This window comes from Krasilnikoviella flava (assembly GCF_900167525.1).
Lineage (GTDB): Bacteria > Actinomycetota > Actinomycetes > Actinomycetales > Cellulomonadaceae > Isoptericola > Isoptericola flavus.
The window spans coordinates 203492-225294 of the sequence record NZ_FUZQ01000006.1 but is presented as its reverse complement, the minus strand read 5'-3'; the positions used below and the strand labels follow the sequence as shown (position 1 = coordinate 225294).

The following is a 21803-nucleotide window of genomic DNA, read 5'->3' as shown; positions in this document are numbered from 1 at the left end:
GTCGGGCCCGCTACCGCAGCAGCGGTGCGACCTCCTCGCCGAGGAAGGCCGCGAAGCCGTCGAGGTCGGGGTCGTCGAGGGTCGGTTGTGCGACGACGGTCGAGACGCCGAGCGCGGCGAAGCGGCGGAGCCCGTCGGCGACCTGTTCCGCCGAGCCCCAGCTGGCGTGGTCGGCGAGCACCTCGTCGGACGTCGCGTCGACGTCCCAACGCGCCAGTGAGCGCCGGAGCCGGTCGGCCGCGCCGTCGCCGGTGGCGGCCTGGGCGAAGGCGACCGCCCGGAACGGGTGCTCGCTCCCCGGGCCGGAGTCCGCCACGGGCGGCAGGCCCGCGGCGGCGCGCCCCTCGTCGAGCAGCGCGATCGCCCGGCGCGCGCCGGCGACCCCGGAGTCTCCGTCGATGACCACTCCGTCGGCGATCTCGCCCACCAGCCGCAGCGTCTTCGGCCCCTTCGCCGCGGCGAGCACGGGCGGAGCGGCGGCCGGCGGCCAGTCGAGGGCGACGTCGTCCAGCGTGACGTACCGACCGGACGTCGTGACGCGATCGCCGGCGAGCAGGGCGCGCAGCGCGGCGACCTGCTCGCGCATCAGCGTCAGGGGCGACGCCACCCGCGCGCCGACCTGGCCCATCCAGTCCTGCACGCCGTGGCCGACGCCCGGCAGGAACCGGCCGGGGAACATGCCGTCGAGCGTCGCGGTCTCCATCGCCGTGAGGGCCACGTTGCGCAGCGGCAGCGGCATGACACCGATCCCGACGCGCAGCCGTTGCGTGGCGGCCAGCATCGCGGACGCCGCCGACGGGCCGGACTCGAGGAAGCAGTCCTCCCAGAGCCACACCTCGTCGAGGCCGGCGGCCTCCGCGGTGCGAGCGAACGGGACGAACCGCGAGGGCGGGTTGCCGTAGGGCGCGAGGATGCAGCCGAGAGTGGTCATGCGCAGATCCTGCCGCAGGCCCGCACGCCGAGGTAGTCCAAGCGCCGCGAGGTAGTCCGGATCGTGCCGAGGTAGTTCGAAGCGCCGCGAGGTAGTTCGAAGCGCCGCGAGGTAGTTCGGCTCAGCCGTCAGGGACGCGGTGGTGCGAACCCGGAACTACCTCGCCGTGATTTCGACTACCTCGGCATGCTCCGAACTACCTCGGCAGCCCTCGGACTACCTCGCGGACACCGGGTCAGAGCGGGGTGACCGTGCCCCGGAAGTGCTGACGGCCGCGGCCGCCGTTCCAACCGACGTACGCGAACCCGGGACCGTCGGGGTCGGGCGTGACCGCCACGTCGACGGTGCCGGGCAGCAGCACGGGCGACGCGAACTCCACCGTCCAGCGGTAGGCGTCGCCGCGGGCGTGCCCGACGTCCGCCAGCGCCCGGGCTGCCGTGTACATGCCGTGCGCGATGGCGCGCGGGAAGCCGAAGGCCTTGGCGGACAGTGCCGACAGATGGATGGGGTTGCGGTCACCGGACACGGCGCCGTACGCGCGGCCGGTGCCGGGCCCGAGCGCCCAGCGGCCGGTGGGCAGCGGGGCCGTCCACGTGCCCGCGGGCGCGCGGTCCTCTGCGTCGTCGGGCGCGTCCGCCGAGCTCTCGGCGTCCGCCGACGTCCACGGTAGGTGGAACCCCTTCGCGAGGTAGGTCGAGACGCCGCGCCAGACGGGGCGGGCGTCCGGCTCGGACTGGCGGCGCACCTCGGCGACCAGGTCCACCTGCACCCCGCGCTTGTGGGGACGCAGGTTCTCGGCCCAGGCGCGCACCTCGAGCACGTCGCCGAGGACGACGTGCCCGCGCAGCTCGACGTCGTTCGCCAGGTGCACCATGCCCAGCAGCGGCAGCGGGAAGTCGCCGCGCACCATGACCGCCGTCGCCAGCGGGAACGCGAGCACGTGGAGGTAGCCCGCGGGCAGCACGTCGGTGACGGGCTCGTGCAGCAGTCGCTGGTAGTCGTGCAGGTGGTGCGCGAGGTCCGCCGTCGGCACGCCGGTGACCTGGTAGGCGACGTCGGGCAGGGTGAGGGGCGCGGCCTCGCCGTCCCCCTCGACCGACCGGCCCTGACCGATGACCGGCAGCCCCGGCATCGCACGGCCGGCGGCGATCCGGCCGGACGCGGCGGCGCCCCGCGCGTACAGGCCGCCGAGCCCCGGCAGCGTGGCCAGGCTCTCGACGCGCAGCGGCTCGCCGGCGCCGGTGGCCGGCGTGCCGGCCGTCACCGCCCCACCAGGTTCTGCCCGCACACGCGCAGCACCTGGCCGTTGACCCCCGCGGAGGCGGGCGAGGCCAGGAAGACGATCGCCTCGGCGACGTCGGCCGGCCGGCCGCCCTGCTGCAGCGAGTTGAGCCGCCGGGCCACCTCGCGGGTGGCGAACGGGATCGAGGCCGTCATCTCGGTCTCGATGAAGCCGGGCGCGACGGCGTTCGCCGTGCCGCCGTGGGCCGCGGCCCACGGGGCGGTGGCGCGGGTGTGCCCGATGACGCCGGCCTTGGAGAAGCCGTAGTTGGTCTGGCCCTTGTTGCCGGCGATGCCGGAGGTCGACGCGAGCGACACGATGCGCAGGCCCTCGACGCCGGAGCCGAGCAGCTGCTCGTTGATCCGCAGCTGGGCCTCGAGGTTCACGGCGACGACCGAGTCCCACTGCGCGGGCTTCATGTTGGCCAGGAGCTTGTCCCGCAGGATCCCCGCGTTGTGCACGACGACGTCGAGGCTGCCGTGCCGGGTGCGCGCGTGCTCGAGGATGCGGCGGCCGGCGTCGTCCGCCGTGACGTCGAGCTGCAGGGCCGTGCCGCCCACCGCGTTGGCGGTGCGGGCCAGGCCCTCGCCGGCGGCAGGGACGTCCACGCACACCACGGTGGCGCCGTCGCGCGCGAGGGTCTTCGCGATAGCGGCGCCGATGCCCCGCGCCGCGCCGGTGACGACGGCGACCTTCCCGGCCAGAGGCCGGTCCCAGTCGGCGGGCAGGTCGGCGTCCGCCGGGCCGACCGGCAGCAGCTGGCCGTCCACGTACGCAGAGCGGGCGGACAGGAAGAACCGCAGCGTCGCGAGCACGGAGGTGCCGTTCACGGCCACGCCGTCGGTGAGCACGATCCCGTTGCCGGTGGCGCCGGCCCGCAGCTCCTTGGCGAGGGAGCGCAGGAAGCCGTCGACGCCGTTGCGCGCCGCGGCCAGGGCCGGGGCGTCGCCGTCGGCGGCCGCGCGCGAGAGGGTGACGACCCGCCCGTTGGTGGCGAGCCGGCGCAGGACGGAGCCCGTGGCGAGCACGGCCGACGAGACGTCGGTGGGCCGCTTCGTCTCGGTGAGCACGAGCAGGACGGCGCCCCAGCGGGTGTCGTCGGTGGGCTGGCGGCGCACGTCGAGCCCCCAGCCGAGCAGCTCCTTGGCGAGCGTGTCCGCGTCGCCCATGGAGGCGTCGTCGGCGACGACGAGCACCGGCCCGACGGTGAGCGGGTCGCCCGCGCGGAAGCGCCGCAGGATCGCGGGGCGCGGCAGGCCCAGCTTCTTCGCGAGGGTCTTGGTGAATCCGGAGTTGACGGCCTTGGTGTAGGAGTCGGTCACGGGTTCCCCTCTCAGACGGACTCGACGACGGCGGTGGCGCCGAGGCCGCCCGCGGCGCAGATGGAGATGAGGGCCCGGGCCGGCTTGCCGGTCTCGGCCGCCTTCGCGGCGACGAGCTTGGCGGCGGTCGCGAGGATGCGCCCGCCGGTGGCGGCGAACGGGTGGCCGGCGGCGAGCGAGGACCCGTTCACGTTGAGCCGCTCCCGGTCGACGCTGCCGAGCGGCGCGTCGAGGCCGAGCTCGGCCTTGCAGTAGTCCGCGTCCTCCCAGGCGGCGAGCGTGGTCAGGACGGTCGACGCGAACGCCTCGTGGATCTCGAAGAAGTCGAAGTCGTCGAGGGCGAGTCCGTTGCGGGCCAGCAGGCGGGGTACCGCGTGCACGGGCGCCATGAGCAGGCCGTCGTGGCCGTGCACGAAGTCGACGGCGGCGGTCTCGGCGTCGACGAGCCGCGCCAGCACCGGCAGGTCGCGCTCGGCGGCCCACGCGGCGGAGGCCAGCAGCACGGTGGAGGCGCCGTCGGTCAGCGGGGTGGAGTTGCCCGCCGTCATGGTGGGCTCGGCCGGCTCGGCGAGGCCCCGGCCGAACACCGGCTTGAGCTTGGCCAGCTTCTCCGTCGAGGTGTCCGCGCGCAGGTTGTCGTCACGGGTCAGGCCGCGGAACGGGGTGACCAGGTCGTCGAAGAACCCGGCGTCCCACGCGGCCGCGAGGTGCTGGTGGCTGGCGAGCGCGACCTCGTCCTGGGCGGCGCGGGAGATGCCCCACCGCGCGGTGGTGATGGCCTGGTGCTCGCCCATCGACAGGCCGGTGCGCGGCTCGTCCGTGGCCGGGGTGAGGGGCTTCAGGTCGGACGGGCGGACCTTCGCGAAGGCCTTGAGCCGGGCCTGCAGGGTCTTGGCGTGCGAGGCGTCGAGCAGCGCGCGGCGCAGGCCCTCGCTCACCGCGACCGGCGCGTCGGAGACGGTGTCGGTGCCGCCGGCGATGCCGGACTCGATCTGACCGAGGCGGATCTTGTTCGCCACGGTGATCGCGGCCTCGAGGCCGGTGGCGCAGGCCTGCTGGAGGTCGAAGGCCGGGGTCTGGGGTGACAACGAGGAGCCGAGCACCGACTCACGGATCAGGTTGAAGTCGCGCGAGTGCTTGAGGACGGCGCCGCCCACGACCTCCCCGATCCGCTCGCCCTGCAGGCCGAAGCGGGCGACGAGGCCCTCGAGGGCGGCGGTGAACATCTCCTGGTTGGAGGCGTCGGCGTACTTCCTGCCGGCCCGCGAGAACGGGATGCGGTTGCCGCCCACGATCACGGCGTCGCGCACGCCCGCGGGGGCGTGCGGGTTCGCGGCGCGGGCGGGGGTCCCAGACGCGCTCCGGGAGGAGCCGTCGGACGGCTTGCGTGTAGCCACAGGTAGATCCTTCACTCCGTCGGTCAGGTAGGACTCACAGTACCTGATACTCTCAGTCCCGTGAGACGAGTCACAAGGCGCGGCCGATGACGGCCGCAGAGCAGCTCGACGGTCGGTCGACCCTCGATGGTCGTTCTACTCGGTGGGACGATCATCGCGCCGCGCGGCGCGCGCAGCTCGTCAACGCCGCGCGCAAGGCCGTGCACCGCGGCGGTCCCGGGGTCTCGATGGACGAGATCGCGGGCGAGGCGGGCACGTCCAAGTCCATCGTCTACCGGTACTTCGAGGACAAGGCGGGGCTGCGCCTCGCCGTGGCCGCGCACGTCGTCGCGACGATGCACGACGCCCTCCGCGAGGCCGCCGAGGCGGCGCCCACCCCGCACGCCGCGCTGCGCGCGATGGTCCGCGTGTACCTCGAGATGATCGAGCACTCGCCCAACGTCTACTGGTTCGTGACGCGCACGGCCATCGGCGGTAACGAGCCCGCACCGGGCGTCGCCGGGACCGGGCAGGTCGAGGCGCTCGGTTCCTACCTCGACTCCGTCATCGAGCTGGTGGCCGAGCCGTTCGCCCGAGCGGTGCAGGTGCCCCCGGCGCTCGCGGCTGCCTGGGCGGCGGGCGCCGTCGGCTTCGTGCGCGGAGCCGGCGAGTGGTGGCTCGGCCACGGGTCGGATCCGGAAGGTGCCGACCGCCTCACCCGGGAGGAGCTCACCGAGCAGGTGACGCTCTGGCTGTGGACCGGCCCCGTCGGCGTCCTCCACCACGAGGGCGCGGCGCCCTTCGACCCCTCCGAGACCTCCATCCCCGCACAACCGCAGGAGAACCGATGACCACGACGTCCGACCGTCCCGCGACGACGCACGCCACTGCCGGCGCGCCCGCGACGGAGACCAAGGCGACCCCCCGCGTCGACGTCGCGGGCCTGTCCGAGCAGCTGCTCGGCCGGTGGCCGGAGTGGCGCCGGCACGCCCGCGACCGCTCGACCGACCCGACCTTCTGGAAGGACGAGTCGCTGTCGATGGCCGAGCACCGCGAGCGGGTGCTCGAGCAGATGCGGCTGCTGGCCAACGCGGACGAGAAGCACCAGGTGTGGCTGGCGTTCCCCGAGCGGCTGGGCGGCGGTGACTCCCCGGGCGCCAACCTGGCGGGCTTCGAGGAGCTCGTCGTGGCCGACCCGTCGCTGCAGATCAAGGCGGGCGTCCAGTGGGGCCTGTTCTCCTCGGCGATCCTGCACCTGGGCACCCCGGAGCAGCAGGACCGCCTGCTCCCGGGCGCGATGGACCTGTCGGTGCCCGGCGCGTTCGCGATGACGGAGATCGGGCACGGCTCGGACGTCGCGTCGGTCGCCACGACGGCCACGTACGACCCGGAGACCGAGGAGTTCGTCATCCACACGCCGTTCCGTGCGGCGTGGAAGGAGTTCCTCGGCAACGCGGCCGTGCACGCCACGGCGGCGACCGTCTTCGCGCAGCTCGTCACGAACGGCGTCAACCACGGCGTGCACTGCTTCTACGTGCCGGTGCGCGACCCGGAGACCATGGAGTTCCTGCCGGGCGTCAGCGGGCACGACGACGGCCTCAAGGGTGGGCTGCGCGGCGTCGACAACGGGCGCCTCGCGTTCGACCAGGTGCGTGTCCCGCGCGCCGACCTGCTGGCCCGCTATGGTGCGGTCGCGGCCGACGGCACGTACTCGTCGTCGATCGACAGCCCCGGCCGCCGCTTCTTCACCATGCTCGGCTCGCTGGTCCAGGGCCGCGTGTCCCTGGACGGCGCGGCGTCCACCGCGTCCAAGCTGGGCCTCGCCATCGCCGTGCGGTACGGGGCCGAGCGCCGCCAGTTCACCTCGTCGTCGCCGATCGAGGAGACGGTGCTGCTGGACTACGCCACGCACCGCCGCCGCCTGTTCCCGCGGATCGCGGAGACGTATGCGACGCACTTCGCGCACGACCGCCTGCTCGACCTGTTCGACGACGTCTTCTCCGGCGAGAAGGACACCCCCGAGAGCCGCGAGGACCTCGAGACGATGGCGGCGGCGCTCAAGGCGACGTCCACGACGTTCGTGCTCGAGACGCTGCAGGAGGCCCGCGTGGCGTGCGGCGGCGCCGGGTTCATCACGGAGAACCGCATCACGAGCCTGCACCACGACATGGACGTGTACGCCACGTTCGAGGGCGACAACACGGTGCTGCTGCAGCTCGTGGCCAAGCGCCTCGTGGGCGACTACGCGAAGGCGCTCAAGGGCGCGACGTCGACCCCGGCCGGCATCGCCCGGTTCGTCGTCGACCGCGCCGCGGACGCCGCGCTGCACCGCACCGGCCTGCGCCGGGCGGGTCAGGCCATCGCGGACGTCGGCGACCCGCGCCGCGCCGTCGGGCACCTGCGCGACGCCGAGACGCAGCGCGAGCTGCTGGCCGACCGGGTCGCGACGATCGTCGAGGAGGTCGCCATGGCGCTGCGCCCCGCGCAGAAGGCCGACCCCGTGACGGCCGCGCGGATCTTCGACCAGAACCAGGTGCAGCTCGTCGAGGCGGCGAAGGCGCACGCGGACCTGCTGCGCTGGTCGGCCTTCACCGAGGCGCTCGAGCAGGTCGAGGACCCGGGCACCCGCCGCGTCATGACGTGGGTGCGCGACGTCTTCGGGCTCACGCTGATCGAGCGCAACCTCGCCTGGTACCTCATCCACGGGCGGCTGTCGGCGCAGCGGGCGCGCACGGTGACGTCGTACGTCGACCGCCTGCTGGAGCGCCTCCGCCCGCACGCCGTCGACCTCGTCGACGCGTGGGGCTACGGCCCGGACCATCTGCGGGCGGTCATCGCGTCCGGCATCGAGGCCGAGCGGCAGGACGAGGCGCGGGCGTACTACGCGCAGCAGCGGGCGGACGGGTCCGCCCCGGTCAGCGAGAAGGCGCTCAAGAAGCAGAAGCGCTGACGCCGGTCGGGCCGGCCCCGACGTACGTCGAGCCCGACGGGACCAGGTCTCGTCGGGCTCGACGTCGTCCTGCGTCCAGGGGTCAGGCGGCGGCGGGCGTCGGCTCTCCGGCGCGCACGGGCTGCGGGTACTCCTCGACCGCCGCCGCCGGCGGGCTCTGGGCCGGGCTGGGCGCCGCGGCGGGAACGAGGGCCGGGTCGTCGGCCGCCTGCGCGTCGCGGAGCGGCAGGCCGAGGGTGACGGTCGCAGGTCGTGCGACGCGCGGCGGCGGGGCGGCCAGCGCGACCACGGCGGCGCCCGCGAGCCCCGCCACGAGCGCGGCCCACGCCACCCACGTCCAGCCCAGCGCTGCCGACGCGCCCAGCAGCGCCCCGTCCGCGATACCGACGACGAGTCCGCCGACGAGCACCCGTCTCATGCCTACCTCCCACGGTCCGCCTCATCCGTGCCTTTTCCAGGAGACGACACGACGGGCGGTCGTGCATCCGCTGGGCGGACCCTGCAGGTCACAGGTGCGTCACGGTCGGCGGTCGGCCGCCGGCTCCCAGGAGAAGGGCGCGGGGACCGGCGCGGGGGCGTGCCCGAGCAGCAGGGGCGAAGGTGCCGGGTCGAGCGTGGAGCGGAGCTGGTGGTGCATGTCCCCGGTGAGGCGCAGCGCGAGCTCGAACCGCACCGGCGCCACGAAGTCGGCGTGCAGCCGGCCGCCGAGCGCGGGGTGCGGGGAGAAGGTGAGGACCTCGTCGGGGCGGGGTTGCGTCCCGGCGTCGACCGCCTCGCGGCACAGGTCCTCCAGGAGGAGGTCCGCGCGCCCGTCGGCGGAGTCGAGCTCCGTGTACAGCTCGACGGCGGTGTTCCAGCGCAGCTCGAGCGAGCCCTCGATCGTGTCGAGGAACCACCATCCCTCCAGGGACTCGAGGAAGACGTCGCCGAAGACGGTCGTGAAGCGGGGCGTCTTGCCGTGGACCCCCAGCCACGACCACGACGCCAGTCCGTACGCGAAGGCGTCAGGGGCGAAGGTTCGAAGCAGTTCCACGTGCGCATCAAACCACCTTGTGGTAAAAGACAAAACCCCCAGCTCCACCGGTGCTTCGCGTGGCCCCGCTCACGGAGAATCGCCACTCGGCCGCGACGTCGGTCAAGAATGCCGGGTTGCAGGTCAAGAAATGGTCATCGGCGCAGGTCGTGCCCGTGCCGGGCTGTGCGGACGGAACTCCGCCCTCGCGTCGGCCGTTGTCCCTCGGGCGGACCGACGACCTCGGACCGCACCGCACGCCCGATCCCCGACCCGGAGGTGGACCCATGAAGACGCCCGCCGAGAGCTGCCGTGTCGACGTGCGCAGCGTCGCGATCACCGGCCTCACGACCATGGCCTGGTATGCGGTGCCAGACGCCGTCGGGCCCCGCTGGGCGCGAGCCCTGGTCAAGGCGGGCGTGCTGGCGGGCGGCCTAGGTCTGGGTCTCGCCGTCACGACGGAGGGCCGGTCCGCGCTCGACGGGATGCGTGAGATGCGCGGCGGGCTCCGCGACCTGCGCGACACCGGGGCCGACGACGCCGCGGCGGACGACGCCGTGGACCGGGGCGAGCGGGACGACAACGCGCTGGCGGCCGACCTCGACCTCGCGGACGCGGACACGCTGCCCCACCCGGTCGTCGCCGGCGCGGCCGCCGCGGGGGTGCTCGCCGTGGTCGTGACGGTCGCGGTGGCGGGGGAGAGGTGGGCCTACCGGCGCGGCGAGCGGTGGCGCGCGCGAGGGCTGCGGCTGCCGCACACGCGGGTCGGGCTGATCCTCGGCACGCTGGCCGCCGCGGCGACGGCCCTCGACCCGTCCGCGGCCCGGCCGGACGGGCCCGAGGGGCGCCCCGCGGCCTGACGCGCCGTCAGGTGTCGCCCGCCGTCGAGCCCCGGACGACGAGCCGTGGGGGCGAGAGCTCCGTGCCGTGCGCGGGGCGACCGTCGATCGCGGCGAGGAGCAGCTCGGCGGCGCGCTGGCCCAGCCGGTCGAGCTGCGGGTCCACGGTGGTCAGCGGCGGGCGGCTGGCGAGCGCCATGACGTCCCAGTCGTCATATCCCGTCACGGCCACGTCCTGGGGCACGCGCACGCCCCGGTCGCGCAGCCGGTCGCAGCCGCCGCGGGCGAGCTGGTCGGAGGCGAACGCGATGGCGTCCACCGGGAGCGGCTCGCCCGGGGAGTGGTCGCCGAGCACGAGGTCGACGGCGAGCCGTCCCCAGCGCTCGGACCACTCGCCGAACAGGGGCTCGCCGACGAGCGTGACGCCGCGCTCCGCCAGGGTGGCGGCGAGGGCGGCGTGGCGCAGGGTCGACGCGGCCTGGTCGGCCCGACCGCCGACGTACGCCACCCGGGTGCGCCCGAGGGAGAGCAGGTGGCGGCCGACGGCGGCCATCCCGGCGGTGTCGTCGGGCACGACCGACGCGTCCTGCGGGTCCTGCGACGGCGAGTAGGCGTAGACCACCGGCATCGGCACCTGGATGGGCCGTCGGGGATCGGTGGTGCGGCCGGTGACGATGATCCCGTCGACGCGCCGCGCGACGAGGCTGCGCACGTGGTGCTGCTCGCGGACAGGGTCGTGCCGCGCGGTGGCCAGCAGCGCGGAGATCTGCCCGCCGACGAGCGCGTTCTCGGCGCCCAGCACGACCGGCAGCGAGAAGCGGCCGGCGGAGTCGGTGCTCAGCAGGCCGACGGTGAAGCTGCGTCGCGCCGACAGGGACCGCGCCTGGGCGTCGGGCACGAAGCCGAGCCGCTCCGCCGCCTCGCGCACGCGGGCCCGCGTGGCGGGCCGCAAGGAGCCGGTGTCGTTGAGCGCCTTCGAGACGGTGCTGGGGGACACCCCCGCCAGTGCCGCCACGTCGGTGATCCGCACGACGCCCGGGGTCTCCGCCATGCGCGCTCCTCGCGTTTTCCCGATGTTCCCGCCGGGATCCCGGCGGCAGCGCCGATAGTACGTCATTCCCGTCCTGGACTGGTGGTTGACGACCCTCGGATCGCTCCGTACGGTACGGAAAACGGATTCCTTGTTTCCTCCTCGAGGGAGAGGTGCATGACGACGACGACGTTCCGGACCGTCCGCGGGCCGGCCGAGCCCACAGGCTCGGCGATCACCACCCTGCGGCCGCTGCCGCCGGGCAGCGCGACGCTCGACGGCGGGCTGTGGGGCCACCGGCTCCGCGTCAACCGCGAGGCCTCCGTCCCCGAAGGGCTGGGCCACCTGCGCGAGTACGGGAACCTGCGCAACCTCGAGATCGCGGCGGGCCTCGCCGAGGGCGAGGCGACCGGGCCGATCTTCGCCGACTCCGACGTGCACAAGTGGCTCGAGGCCGCCGCGTGGGAGTACGGGCGCGAGCCCGACGAGGCGCTGCTGGCCGACATCCTCGAGGTCACGCGCGCCGTCGCCGGCGCCCAGGCCCCGGACGGCTATCTCGACTCCGTGCCTCAGCTGCGCGGCGTGGAGCGCTACTCGGACCTGCCGTGGAGCCACGAGCACTACTGCGCGGGCCACCTGATGCAGGCGGCGGTCGCGCAGGTGCGGGCCACCGGGCGCCGCGACCTGCTCGACGTCGCCGTCCGGCTCGCCGACCACCTCGTCGAGACCTTCGGCGACGGCGACGGGCAGCTGCGGGAGGTCGACGGGCACCCCGTGATCGAGACGGCCCTCGTCGAGCTCTACCGGGAGACCGGCACGCGGGCGTACCTCGACCTGGCCCGCTGGTTCGTCGAGGCGCGCGGCACGGGGATCATCGAGTCCCACGGCAAGCAGCCCACGTACTTCTCCGACCGTGTGCGGGTCCGCGAGGCGACGACGGCCGAGGGGCACGCGGTACGCGCGGTCTACCTCGGCGCCGGCGCCACCGACGTCGCCGTCGAGACCGGGGACCGCGAGCTCCTGGCCGCACTCGAGCGGCAGTACGCGGCGATGGTCGACGGCAAGCAGTACCTCACCGGCGGGCTCGGCTCCCGCTGGGACGGGGAGTCGTTCGGCGACCCGCACGAGCTGCCGAACGACCGGGCCTACGCGGAGACCTGCGCGGCCATCGGCGCCGTGCAGTGGGCCTGGCGGCTGCTGCTCGCCACGGGCGACGCGCGCTACGCCGACCAGATCGAGCGGATGCTGCTCAACGGCTTCCTCTCCGGGCTGTCGCTGGCCGGCACCGAGTACTTCTACGTCAACCCGCTGCAGGTGCGCACGGGCGCCCACCCGGAGGAGGAGCGCAACCCGGCGGCCGGCCGGCGCCCCTGGTTCGGCTGCGCCTGCTGCCCGCCGAACATCATGCGCACGCTCTCCAGCCTCGAGGGCTACCTCGCGACGGTCGCCGACGGCACGCTCCAGGTGCACCAGTACGCGCCCGGCACGATCGCCGCCGAGCTGCCCGGCGGCACGCTTCGGGTGCGCGTCGAGACGGGCTACCCCTACACCGGCCGCGTGACGCTGCACGTCGAGGAGGCACCCGAGGGTGCCGGCCTCGCGCTGCGCGTGCCGCACTGGGCCGACGGCGCCACGCTCGACGGCGCCCCGGTCGCCGCGGGCGGGTACGCCACGGTGGGCCGGGCGCTCGCGGCGAACGACGCCGTCGTGCTCGAGCTGCCGGTCGCGCCCCGCCTCACGGCCGCCGACCCGCGGGTCGACGACGTGCGCGGCTGCGTCGCGATCGAGCGCGGCCCGCTCGTCTACGCGCTGGAGCAGGCGGACCAGGAGGCGGGCGCCGTCGTCGACGACGTGCGGATCGACGCCTCCGCCGCGCTCGGCGACCAGGAGCGGCCCGACCTGCTGGGCGGGACGGTCGTGGTGACCGCCACGGGGACGGTGCAGCCCCGGCCCGATGCTGCCGACGGCCCGTATCGGCCGGCGTCGGCGCCGGTCCCGGCGGCGGCCGGCACGGTGACGCTCCGGGCGATCCCGTACCACCTGTGGGCCAACCGCGGCCCGCAGGCCATGCGGGTGTGGGTGCCCGTGGCCTGACCGGCCCCACCTCTCGCGGGGCGCCCGGCCTCCGGGCGTTCCGCACCCCGCGGGCACCGCTGCCCGCGGCCGAGCGCGCCCTGCCGGGCGCGGTGGACGTCGCGCCCGGCGGGTGCGGTGGACGTGGCGCCCGAGGGGCGCGGAGGAGGAGAGCGATGGAGCTCACCAGACGGCAGCTGCTCGCGCTGCTCGGCGCGGGCGGCGCGACGGCCGCCCTCGGCGGGTGCGCGGGGCCCGCCACCGCCGTCGACGTCGGGTCCCCGGGGTTCGGGGACGGCGCCCGCGGCACGGTGGAGATGTGGTGCCGCTCGGACACGGTCAACGGCGTGCAGGCCGTGGTCGACGCGTTCCACGCGGCGCAGGACCGTGTCCGGGTCCGGTTGACACCGATCCAGAACGGCCAGTACGTCACGAAGGTGGCCACCGCGATCCGCGGCGGCCGCGTGCCCGACGTCATCGACATCGACGACATCTACTCCACGATGTTCGCATTCCGCGACGTGTTCACCGACCTCACGCCGCTGGTCGAGGACCTCGCGCTCGGCGACGCGCTCAGCCCCGGCCACCTCGCCCTGGCCACCAAGGACGGCCGGCACTACGGCGTCCCGTTCCTGGGCGACTTCTCGGTGCTGTTCTGCAACACCGAGCTGTTCGACCGGGCCGGCCTGGACGTGGACGAGCACACCGCGTCATTCGACGGGATCCTCGAGGCGGCGCGGGCGATCCGCGCGCTGGACGACGACACCTACGCCTGGTCGTTCCCCGGCAATGCGTCGGGCGCCCTCGGCTTCACCGTGCAGCCGCACGTCTGGGCCACCGGCACCGACCTCATCGCCGGCGAGGTGGGCGACCAGCGCGGCAACGTGGCCGGCAACGACCCCCTGCGGCGCACGCTCGACCTCGAGCGCACGCTGTGGGAGGAGCAGCTGGTGCCGCCGGGCTGCTTCTCCGACGACGCGTCGCGCTGGTCCGCCGACTATGTGGCCGGGCGGCTCGGGATGTTCCCCGGGGGGTACGGCGTGGTCGCGCCGAACGCGTCGCCCGAGCTGCTGGAACGCAGCCGCGTCGTGCTGCTGCCCGGCCCGGACGGCGGCCGCGCGTTCTTCGACGGCGGCGACAACCTGTGCATGCCCGCGGGCGGGAAGAACCCCGAGGGGGCCGCCGAGCTCATTCGCTTCGCCGTCGCCCTCGAGCAGCAGGCGCGGATGCCCGACGGCTTCTACTCGCCGATCCGCTCGGACGTCGTGACGCCCGAGTTCGAGGCCGAGCACCCGCTCGTCACCCCGACGCTGGAGTCCATCGACTCCGGGTACGCGCCCACCACGCTCGCCTACAACCTCATCTACAACCAGCAGGACGGGCCCTGGCTGCGCATGTTCCGCCGGGCCGTCTTCGACGGGGAGGTCGACGCCGCCATGGACGAGGCCCAGACCACGTACGACCGCATCCTGCGGCAGGCCCAGGCATGAGCGCCCCGGCCGTCCCTCGCACCGGGACCGGCGCGGAGCCGCGCCCGGCCCCGGCCGCCGGCCTCCGCCCCCGGCGCCGCGGCACGCTCACGCACCCCGCCCGCACGGGCCTGATGCTCGTCGCGCCGGCCGTCGCGTTCGTCGTCGTGTTCGTGCTGGTGCCGCTCGTCTCCGCGGTGGGGATCTCGTTCACCAACCTCCCGCTCATCGGGTCGTGGCGGTTCATCGGCCTGGAGAACTACGCGTCGGTGCTCACCGACCCCACGTTCTGGAGCGCCGTCGGCTACACGCTGCTGTACACCGCGATCGTCACGCTGCCGATCCTCGCGCTCGGCTACGCGCTCGCGGTGGTCGTGCGATCGAACCGCCGCGGCGCCACGGCGCTGCGCACGATCTTCTTCGTCCCGTACGTCATCGGCCTCACGACGCTCAGCTTCCTCATGCTGCTCGAGGCGCAGCCGAACAGCGGCATGGTCAACGTGGTCCTCAGGGCCGTCGGGATCACCGACGGCACGACGGCGTGGCTCGTCGACGGGCCGCTCGCCACCGGGCTGCTGTGCGTCATGGTGATCTGGGCGGTGTCCGGCCTCACGATGGTGCTGCTCATGTCGGGGATGCAGGGCATCCCGCGCGAGGTCTACGAGTCGGCGGAGCTCGACGGCGCGTCCTGGTGGGTGCGCGAGCGGTCGATCACGATGCCGATGCTGCGCCGCACGATCGCCATGACGGTCGTGCTGTCGGTCATCGGGTCGCTGCTGGCGTTCACGCAGTTCTACATCCTGACCCAGGGCGGCCCCGGCTCCGACACCACCACCGTGGTGATGGCGATCTACCGGCGGGCGTTCGTGCAGCTGCAGCTGGGGGCGGCGACGGCGATGTCGCTCGTCCTGGTCGTCATCACCGGACTGGTCACCGCGGCGCAGTTCTGGCTGCTGCGGGAGAGGAGCTGACATGGCTGGCACGGCAAGCACGGCCCCCACGGCCGAGGCGGCCCACGCGGCCGCACCGGCCGGAGGCCTCCGCGGCGCGGCACCGAGCGGCTCCTCCTCCGGCGCCACCCGGCCGGCGTCGGGCCCCGAGCGCGACACCCGCGTGCGGCGCACGCTGTACGCGGTGGGCGGCACCCTCGCAGCGCTCGTCTTCGTGGTGCCGCTGCTGCTCGCGCTCGTCCGGGCCGGCCAGCCCGGCGAGGTCGTCGTCGCCGCGCCCGACGGGCGCTTCCTCGACCTGTCGTGGGGCAACTTCGGGCTGATCCTCGACCAGCCGGAGATCTGGCGCGGCATCGTGAACTCGGTCGTGGTGTCCGTGTCGACGGCGGTGCTCACCGCGGTGCTCGCGACGCTCGCCGGCTACGGGTTCGCCAAGTTCGGCTTCCGCGGCCGGGGTCTGCTGTTCGGGCTGGTGCTGGTGACGCTCATGGTGCCCTTCCAGGCCATCCTCACCCCGCTGTACCTGCAGATGAACGCCATGCGGCTCACGGACAGCCTGTTCGGCCTCGTGCTCTTCTACACGACGGTCAATCTGCCGTTCTGCGTGTTCGTCATGCGCAACGCGTTCGAGGCGGTACCCGGCGAGATCGAGGACTCGGCGCACGTCGACGGCGCGGGGACGATCCGGATGATCGTCTCGGTGCTGCGGCCGCTCGTGCTGCCCGGCGCCGCGACCGCCGCGCTGTACGCGTTCCTCGCCTCGTGGACCGAGTTCCTCGGCGCGCTGACGTTCCTCACCGACTCGTCCCTGTACACGCTGCCCGTGTCCCTGGTGAACCTGCAGCAGGGCGCGTACGGGCAGGTGGACTTCGGGCTCCTGGCCGCCGGGTCGGTGGTCGCGATGATCCCGTGCGTCGTGCTCTACGTGGCGCTGCAGCGGTACTACGTGGCGGGGCTCGCGTCGGGAGCGGTCAAGGGCTGACGGCCCCCGGCCAGGTCGTGCGCGGCGACGTGGGCGACCGCCGCCGCCTGCCCGGCCGCGAGGGCGGCGAACCGCGCCGGGTCGGGCAGGTCCTTCCCCGCGGCGTTCGCCACGAAGGCCGTGCGGTGCGCCTCGCGCATCGGCACCTCGCCGCGGATCCAGCCGCGGGCCACGTCGAGGGCGTCGCGCGGGCGGGGGTCGTCGGGCCGCTCGCGCTCGAAGAGGGGCAGCACGTGCTCCGCGCAGGCCACGGCCCACACGGCCAGCAGCTGGTGGTGGGCGTCGGTGAGCGTGCCGCCCCGGCGCACCGTGATCAGCCGGGGGTCGCGGACGGTCGGGAGGATCGGCATCACCCCATCCTGCCCGTCGCGCCCGAGGGTGGTTACGCCCGACGTGTCAGCACGAACGCGACGACGCCGACGCCGGTCACGCCGAGCCCCCACCAGGGCAGGCCCGCGGCCGCCGCGAGCGCGCCGGCGGCGGCGAACAGGAGGACCTGCACGGTGAGCCGCCACGGCTGGGGCAGGCGGTGGGCGGTGGTGCGGGCCAGCCAGCGGCCCCACACCGCCACGGCCACCGCCGGCAGCGCCAGCAGCAGGACGACGCCGGCCACCACGCCCGCCGCGCCGCCCCCGGTGCCCGAGCCGAGCCGCCAGCCGGCCACGGCCAGCAGCGCGAGCAGGGCGAGCTCGCACAGGAACGCGAGGAGGTCGGCCGGGCCGACGGCGTCGGGGGGAGTCGGACGGGTCGGGTCGTCCCGCGCGGGAGCGGTCATGCCGCGCACCCTAGCGACACGGAGGGTTCGCCGTCGGCCGTCGGGCCGCCGCCGGACCGCCGTCGGAGGAGGTGCCCGGCGCCGGTAGACTGGCGGCGCGCCGCGAGGCGCCCCCGCACGGACCGACGCCGGATGCCGGCACCCCGCGGTGCGGTGATCACCCGGTCCGAGCCCAGAGCTCTGCAGTACTCGCGCGACCCGAGGGAAGTTGATGACCGCCGCTGCCGACCGTGCCGAAGCCGTGTCCGCCCCCCGCCCCCAGCTGGACACCGTCGAGCACGCCGCGTCCACGCCCGACGAGGGCCAGCCGTTCGCCGAGCTCGGCCTCAAGCCGGACGAGTACCAGCGCATCCGCGACCTGCTCGGGCGCCGCCCGACGGCCGCCGAGCTCGCCATGTACTCCGTGATGTGGTCCGAGCACTGCTCGTACAAGTCCTCCAAGGTGCACCTGAAGAAGTTCGGCGACCGGGTCACCGAGGAGATGAAGGAGCACCTGCTCGTCGGCATCGGCGAGAACGCGGGCGTCGTCGACGTCGGCGACGGCTGGGCCGTGACCTTCAAGGTCGAGTCGCACAACCACCCGTCCTTCGTCGAGCCCTACCAGGGCGCCGCGACCGGCGTCGGCGGCATCGTCCGCGACATCATCTCGATGGGTGCGCGCCCGGTGGCCGTCATGGACCAGCTGCGGTTCGGCGCCGTCGACCACCCCGACACCGCGCGCGTCGTGCACGGCGTGGTGAGCGGCGTCGGCGGCTACGGCAACTCGCTCGGCCTGCCCAACATCGGCGGCGAGCTCGTCTTCGACGCCTCGTACCAGGGCAACCCGCTCGTCAACGCGCTCTGCCTCGGCGTGCTGCGGCACGAGGACATCCACCTGGCCAACGCCTCCGGCGTCGGCAACAAGGTGGTGCTGTTCGGCGCCCGTACCGGCGGCGACGGCATCGGCGGCGCGTCGATCCTCGCCTCGGAGACCTTCGAGGACGGCGTGCCGGCCAAGCGACCGAGCGTCCAGGTGGGCGACCCCTTCATGGAGAAGGTGCTCATCGAGTGCTGCCTCGAGCTCTACGCGGCGAAGGTCGTCGAGGGCATCCAGGACCTCGGCGCCGCGGGCATCTCCTGCGCCACGAGCGAGCTCGCCTCCAACGGCGACGGCGGCATGCACGTCTGGCTCGACGACGTGCTGCTGCGCGACCCGAGCCTCAACGCCGGCGAGATCCTCATGTCGGAGTCGCAGGAGCGCATGATGGCGGTGGTCACGCCCGAGAAGCTCGAGCAGTTCCTCGCGATCACCGGCAAGTGGGACGTCGAGACCGCCGTCATCGGCGAGGTCAACGGCTCCGGCCGCCTCACCATCGACCACCACGGCCAGCGGATCGTGGACGTCGACCCGAAGACCGTCGCGCACGAGGGCCCGGTCTACGAGCGCCCCTACGCGCGTCCGGCGTGGCAGGACGGCCTGCAGGCCGACACCACCGTGGCAGCGGGCCTGGCCCGACCGACGTCGGCCGGCGACCTGCGCGCCACCGCGCTGCGCCTGATCGCGTCGCCGAACCTCGCCTCGAAGGCGTGGGTCACGAACCAGTACGACCGCTTCGTCCAGGGCAACACGGCCCTCGCCCAGCCCGACGACGGCGGCGTGGTCCGCGTCGACGAGGCCACCGGCCGCGGCGTCGCCCTCGCGACGGACGCGAACGGCCGGTACGGCAAGCTCGACCCGCGCACGGGCGCGCAGCTCGCCCTCGCGGAGGCGTACCGCAACGTCGCGACGGCCGGTGCCACGCCGCTCGCGGTGACGGACTGCCTCAACTTCGGCTCGCCCGAGCACCCGGACTCGATGTGGCAGCTCGTCGAGGCGATCGAGGGCCTGGCGGACGCCTGCCAGGAGCTCGGCGTGCCGGTCACGGGCGGCAACGTGTCGCTCTACAACGGCACCGGCGAGCCCGGCCAGATCGACTCGTCGATCCATCCGACGCCCGTCGTCGGCGTGCTCGGCGTCATCGACGACGTGCGCACCGCGGTGCCGTCCGGGTGGCGCGCCGAGGGCCTGTCGATCCTGCTGCTGGGCCGTACGGCCGACGAGCTCGACGGCTCCGCCTGGGCCGAGGTCGAGCACGGGCACCTCGGCGGCCTGCCGCCGCGCGTGGACCTGGCCGCCGAGAAGGCGCTCGCCTCCGCGCTGGTCGAGGCCCGCGAGCAGGGCCTCGTCGCCGCCGCGCACGACCTGTCCGAGGGGGGCCTCGCGCAGACGCTGCTCGAGGCGTCGCTGCGCTACGGCGTCGGCGCGGACGTCGCGCTCGACGGCGTGACCGGCCGCGACGGCGTGACGCCGTTCGCCGCGCTGTTCAGCGAGTCCACCGCGCGCGCCCTGGTGGCCGTGGACCCGGAGCACGAGAGCGAGCTCGTCGCGGTGGCCGAGGCCGCCGGCGTGCCGGTGCTGCGCCTGGGCCACACGCGCGGGGACGCGCTCGTCGTGGCCGGCGGCTTCGACGGCGAGACCTTCACCGTGGCGCTGGACGACGCCCGCACGGCGCACGAGGCGACCCTCCCGCGCATCTTCGGCTGACACGAGCGGGTGGGCCCGTCGGTCGAGCCTGTCGAGACCCGCGTGGTCTCGACAGGCTCGGCCGACGGACGGCCGCCGCCCTACCAGGTGACGACGCACTCCTTCGCCGCCCGAGAGGTCGGCCGGGGCCGGGAAGGTCGTCCGAACGGACGATGCCGTCGTCTCGTCGTGTGAGACCACGTCTCGCGAACGCATACCCTGCAAGGGACGTGCGTGTGCCGTGCCGCCCTCCGGGCCTTGCGGGCGCGCTCCCCACCGACCGGGAGGAGCCCCGATGGAAGACCGTCTGCAGCCTGTGTTCGCCGAGGTGCTGCGCCGCAATCCGGGCGAGGTGGAGTTCCACCAGGCCGTGCGGGAGGTCTTCGAGTCGCTGGGCCCGGTGCTGCGCAAGAACCCGCAGTACGTGGAGGCCGCGGTCCTCGAGCGCATCTGCGAGCCCGAGCGGCAGATCATCTTCCGCGTCCCGTGGGTGGACGACACCGGCCGCGTGCGGATCAACCGCGGCTTCCGTGTCGAGTACAACTCGGCGCTCGGCCCGTTCAAGGGCGGCCTGCGCTTCCACCCCTCGGTGTACCTGGGGATCGTGAAGTTCCTCGGCTTTGAGCAGATCTTCAAGAACGCCCTCACCGGCCTGCCGATCGGCGGCGGCAAGGGTGGCTCCGACTTCGACCCGCGCGGCCGCTCCGACGGCGAGGTCATGCGCTTCTGCCAGTCGTTCATGACCGAGCTCTACCGGCACATCGGCGAGTACACGGACGTGCCGGCCGGGGACATCGGCGTGGGCGCCCGCGAGGTCGGCTACCTCTTCGGCCAGTACAAGCGGATCACCAACCGCTACGAGTCCGGGGTGCTCACCGGCAAGGGCCTCACCTGGGGCGGCTCGCTCGTGCGCCGCGAGGCCACCGGCTACGGTGCGGTCCTCTTCGCGCAGAGCATGCTCGGCACGCAGGCCGAGAGCCTTGACGGCCGCCGCGTCTCGGTGTCCGGCTCGGGCAACGTCGCGATCTACGCCGCCGAGAAGGCGCAGCAGCTCGGCGGCCGCGTGATCACGTTCTCGGACTCGTCCGGCTACGTCGTCGACGAGGCGGGCATCGACCTCGACCTGCTCAAGGAGGTCAAGGAGGTCGAGCGTGGCCGCGTCTCCGACTACGTCGACCGCCGCCCCGGCGCCCGCCTGGTGTCCGAGGGCAGCATCTGGGACGTCCCGACGGACGTGGCGCTGCCCTGCGCCACCCAGAACGAGCTCACGGAGGCCGACGCCAAGCAGCTCGTGGCGAACGGCGTGCGCGCCGTCGCCGAGGGCGCCAACATGCCCACCACCCCCGAGGCCGTGAGCCTGCTGCGCGACGCCGGCGTGCTGTTCGGCCCCGGCAAGGCGGCGAACGCGGGCGGCGTCGCGACGTCGGCCCTCGAGATGCAGCAGAACGCGTCGCGCGACTCGTGGAGCTTCGAGTACACGGAGTCCCGCCTCGCGGAGATCATGACCGGGATCCACGACAGCTGCCTCGCCACGGCGGAGGAGTACGAGGCGCCCGGGGACTACGTCGTCGGCGCCAACGTCGCGGGCTTCACCAAGGTCGCCGACGCGATGATCGCCTTCGGCGTCATCTGACCCTCTGTACCTCTCGCACGACGACGGCGCGGCCCCGGGCGGGGTCGCGCCGTCGTCGTGGGCGGAGGGCTCTCAGGTCGCGGTGACCTCAGACCTCGGTGTTCTCCGAGGAGATCATCCAGGCCTGCTTCTCGAGGTCGGTGATGATCTCGTGCAGCAGGTCCGCCGTCGTCGGGTCCTCGGCGTCGACGTCGTCGTGCACCTCGCGCGCGACCTCGACGGTCTGCGCGACGCGCTCGACGATCGCGTCGACCGTGTCGCCGACCGACACCAGGCCGGCGGGGTAGGGCGAGAGGTCGGTCGTGGTGGCGACGGTCTCGGTGCGGCCGTCGGGCACGGCCTGGAGGGCACGGAGACGCTCGGCGACGGTGTCGCTGTGCTCGCGGGCGACGTCGACCAGCTCGTCGAGCTGCAGGTGCAGGTCGCGGAAGCCTCGGCCCGTGACGTTCCAGTGGGCCTGCTTGCCCTGGACGTGCAGGTCGACCAGCGCGACGAGCACGCGCTGCAGGTGCGCGCGGAGCTTGTCGGACGCCTCGACGCGGGCGGTGCTGCGCTTCATCGTGGGTGCGGTCATGGTGCGCCTCGCTTTCCTCGAACGGTCGTTTCCTTGAACCGTTCCAGGTTAAGGACCCTTCCC

Annotated in this window: 19 protein-coding genes; 9 read left to right on the top strand and 10 right to left on the bottom strand. The window is 74.1% G+C overall.

Annotation, left to right across the window (positions count from 1 at the left end):
• Positions 1-10: 10 nt before the first annotated feature.
• The 4 genes from B5Y66_RS17155 to B5Y66_RS17140 all read right to left on the bottom strand — a co-directional run bounded on the left by B5Y66_RS17155 (position 11) and on the right by B5Y66_RS17140 (position 4932).
• Positions 11-931, bottom strand: coding sequence for an LLM class flavin-dependent oxidoreductase (locus tag B5Y66_RS17155; protein WP_079575770.1), 921 nt, complete (start codon positions 929-931; stop codon positions 11-13).
• Positions 932-1166: 235 nt separating this feature from the next.
• The gene (locus B5Y66_RS17150) at positions 1167-2195 is read right to left on the bottom strand and encodes a MaoC family dehydratase (protein WP_079575769.1); all 1029 of its coding nucleotides are present in this window, start codon (positions 2193-2195) and stop codon (positions 1167-1169) included.
• Positions 2192-3535 carry a 3-oxoacyl-ACP reductase gene (locus B5Y66_RS17145; RefSeq protein ID WP_079575768.1) on the bottom strand — a complete coding sequence of 448 codons (1344 nt, stop codon included), beginning with the start codon at positions 3533-3535 and terminating at the stop codon, positions 2192-2194. Before B5Y66_RS17145 ends, B5Y66_RS17150 begins: the two co-directional genes overlap by 4 nt.
• A gap of 11 nt (positions 3536-3546) precedes the next feature.
• The gene (locus tag B5Y66_RS17140; RefSeq protein ID WP_079575767.1) at positions 3547-4932 is read right to left on the bottom strand and encodes an acetyl-CoA C-acetyltransferase; all 1386 of its coding nucleotides are present in this window, start codon (positions 4930-4932) and stop codon (positions 3547-3549) included.
• An 86-nt stretch (positions 4933-5018) separates the two neighbouring features.
• On the opposite strand from B5Y66_RS17140, the gene B5Y66_RS17135 reads away from it, so the two are divergent.
• Entirely contained in the window at positions 5019-5762 is a 744-nt protein-coding gene (locus B5Y66_RS17135; protein ID WP_079575766.1) for a TetR/AcrR family transcriptional regulator, read from the top strand.
• Positions 5759-7861, top strand: coding sequence for an acyl-CoA dehydrogenase family protein (locus tag B5Y66_RS17130; protein ID WP_079575764.1), 2103 nt, complete (start codon positions 5759-5761; stop codon positions 7859-7861). The genes B5Y66_RS17135 and B5Y66_RS17130 overlap by 4 nt, the downstream gene beginning before the upstream one ends.
• A gap of 82 nt (positions 7862-7943) precedes the next feature.
• Here the strand turns inward: B5Y66_RS17130 and B5Y66_RS17125 are convergent, their stop codons facing one another.
• The gene (locus tag B5Y66_RS17125; protein WP_139820950.1) at positions 7944-8279 is read right to left on the bottom strand and encodes a hypothetical protein; all 336 of its coding nucleotides are present in this window, start codon (positions 8277-8279) and stop codon (positions 7944-7946) included.
• 99 nt (positions 8280-8378) lie between these two features.
• Positions 8379-8894: a hypothetical protein gene (locus B5Y66_RS17120; protein ID WP_079575760.1), complete on the bottom strand. Its 516-nt coding sequence runs from the start codon at positions 8892-8894 to the stop codon at positions 8379-8381.
• Between the two features lie 266 nt (positions 8895-9160).
• On the opposite strand from B5Y66_RS17120, the gene B5Y66_RS17115 reads away from it, so the two are divergent.
• Positions 9161-9733 carry a hypothetical protein gene (locus tag B5Y66_RS17115; RefSeq protein ID WP_217700837.1) on the top strand — a complete coding sequence of 191 codons (573 nt, stop codon included), beginning with the start codon at positions 9161-9163 and terminating at the stop codon, positions 9731-9733.
• A 7-nt stretch (positions 9734-9740) separates the two neighbouring features.
• Here B5Y66_RS17115 and B5Y66_RS17110 read toward each other — a convergent pair whose 3' ends face one another.
• Positions 9741-10763 carry a LacI family DNA-binding transcriptional regulator gene (locus B5Y66_RS17110; protein WP_079575758.1) on the bottom strand — a complete coding sequence of 341 codons (1023 nt, stop codon included), beginning with the start codon at positions 10761-10763 and terminating at the stop codon, positions 9741-9743.
• A gap of 156 nt (positions 10764-10919) precedes the next feature.
• Here B5Y66_RS17110 and B5Y66_RS17105 point away from each other — a divergent pair, with 156 nt between their 5' ends.
• The 4 genes from B5Y66_RS17105 to B5Y66_RS17090 all read left to right on the top strand — a co-directional run bounded on the left by B5Y66_RS17105 (position 10920) and on the right by B5Y66_RS17090 (position 16216).
• Positions 10920-12836: a glycoside hydrolase family 127 protein gene (locus B5Y66_RS17105; RefSeq protein WP_079575756.1), complete on the top strand. Its 1917-nt coding sequence runs from the start codon at positions 10920-10922 to the stop codon at positions 12834-12836.
• Between the two features lie 155 nt (positions 12837-12991).
• The gene (locus B5Y66_RS17100) at positions 12992-14305 is read left to right on the top strand and encodes an ABC transporter substrate-binding protein (RefSeq protein WP_079575754.1); all 1314 of its coding nucleotides are present in this window, start codon (positions 12992-12994) and stop codon (positions 14303-14305) included.
• Entirely contained in the window at positions 14302-15255 is a 954-nt protein-coding gene (locus B5Y66_RS17095) for a carbohydrate ABC transporter permease (RefSeq protein ID WP_079575753.1), read from the top strand. Before B5Y66_RS17100 ends, B5Y66_RS17095 begins: the two co-directional genes overlap by 4 nt.
• Before the next feature lies 1 nt (position 15256).
• The gene (locus B5Y66_RS17090; RefSeq protein WP_079575751.1) at positions 15257-16216 is read left to right on the top strand and encodes a carbohydrate ABC transporter permease; all 960 of its coding nucleotides are present in this window, start codon (positions 15257-15259) and stop codon (positions 16214-16216) included.
• Here B5Y66_RS17090 and B5Y66_RS17085 read toward each other — a convergent pair.
• Entirely contained in the window at positions 16177-16566 is a 390-nt protein-coding gene (locus tag B5Y66_RS17085) for a putative immunity protein (protein WP_407656405.1), read from the bottom strand. The genes B5Y66_RS17090 and B5Y66_RS17085 overlap by 40 nt on opposite strands.
• Before the next feature lie 32 nt (positions 16567-16598).
• Positions 16599-16991 (bottom strand): DUF2568 domain-containing protein, encoded by a 393-nt coding sequence (locus tag B5Y66_RS17080; RefSeq protein WP_079575750.1) that lies wholly within the window; start codon positions 16989-16991, stop codon positions 16599-16601.
• 211 nt (positions 16992-17202) lie between these two features.
• Here B5Y66_RS17080 and purL point away from each other — a divergent pair, with 211 nt between their 5' ends.
• The gene (gene purL / locus B5Y66_RS17075) at positions 17203-19554 is read left to right on the top strand and encodes a phosphoribosylformylglycinamidine synthase subunit PurL (protein WP_079575748.1); all 2352 of its coding nucleotides are present in this window, start codon (positions 17203-17205) and stop codon (positions 19552-19554) included.
• A gap of 274 nt (positions 19555-19828) precedes the next feature.
• On the top strand, positions 19829-21166 hold the full coding sequence (gene gdhA / locus B5Y66_RS17070) for an NADP-specific glutamate dehydrogenase (protein ID WP_079575746.1): 1338 nt from the start codon (positions 19829-19831) through the stop codon (positions 21164-21166).
• An 88-nt stretch (positions 21167-21254) separates the two neighbouring features.
• Here gdhA and B5Y66_RS17065 read toward each other — a convergent pair whose 3' ends face one another.
• Complete coding sequence (locus tag B5Y66_RS17065) at positions 21255-21740, bottom strand: Dps family protein (protein ID WP_079575744.1); 486 nt, start codon at positions 21738-21740, stop codon at positions 21255-21257.
• Between the last annotated feature and the right edge of the window lie 63 nt (positions 21741-21803).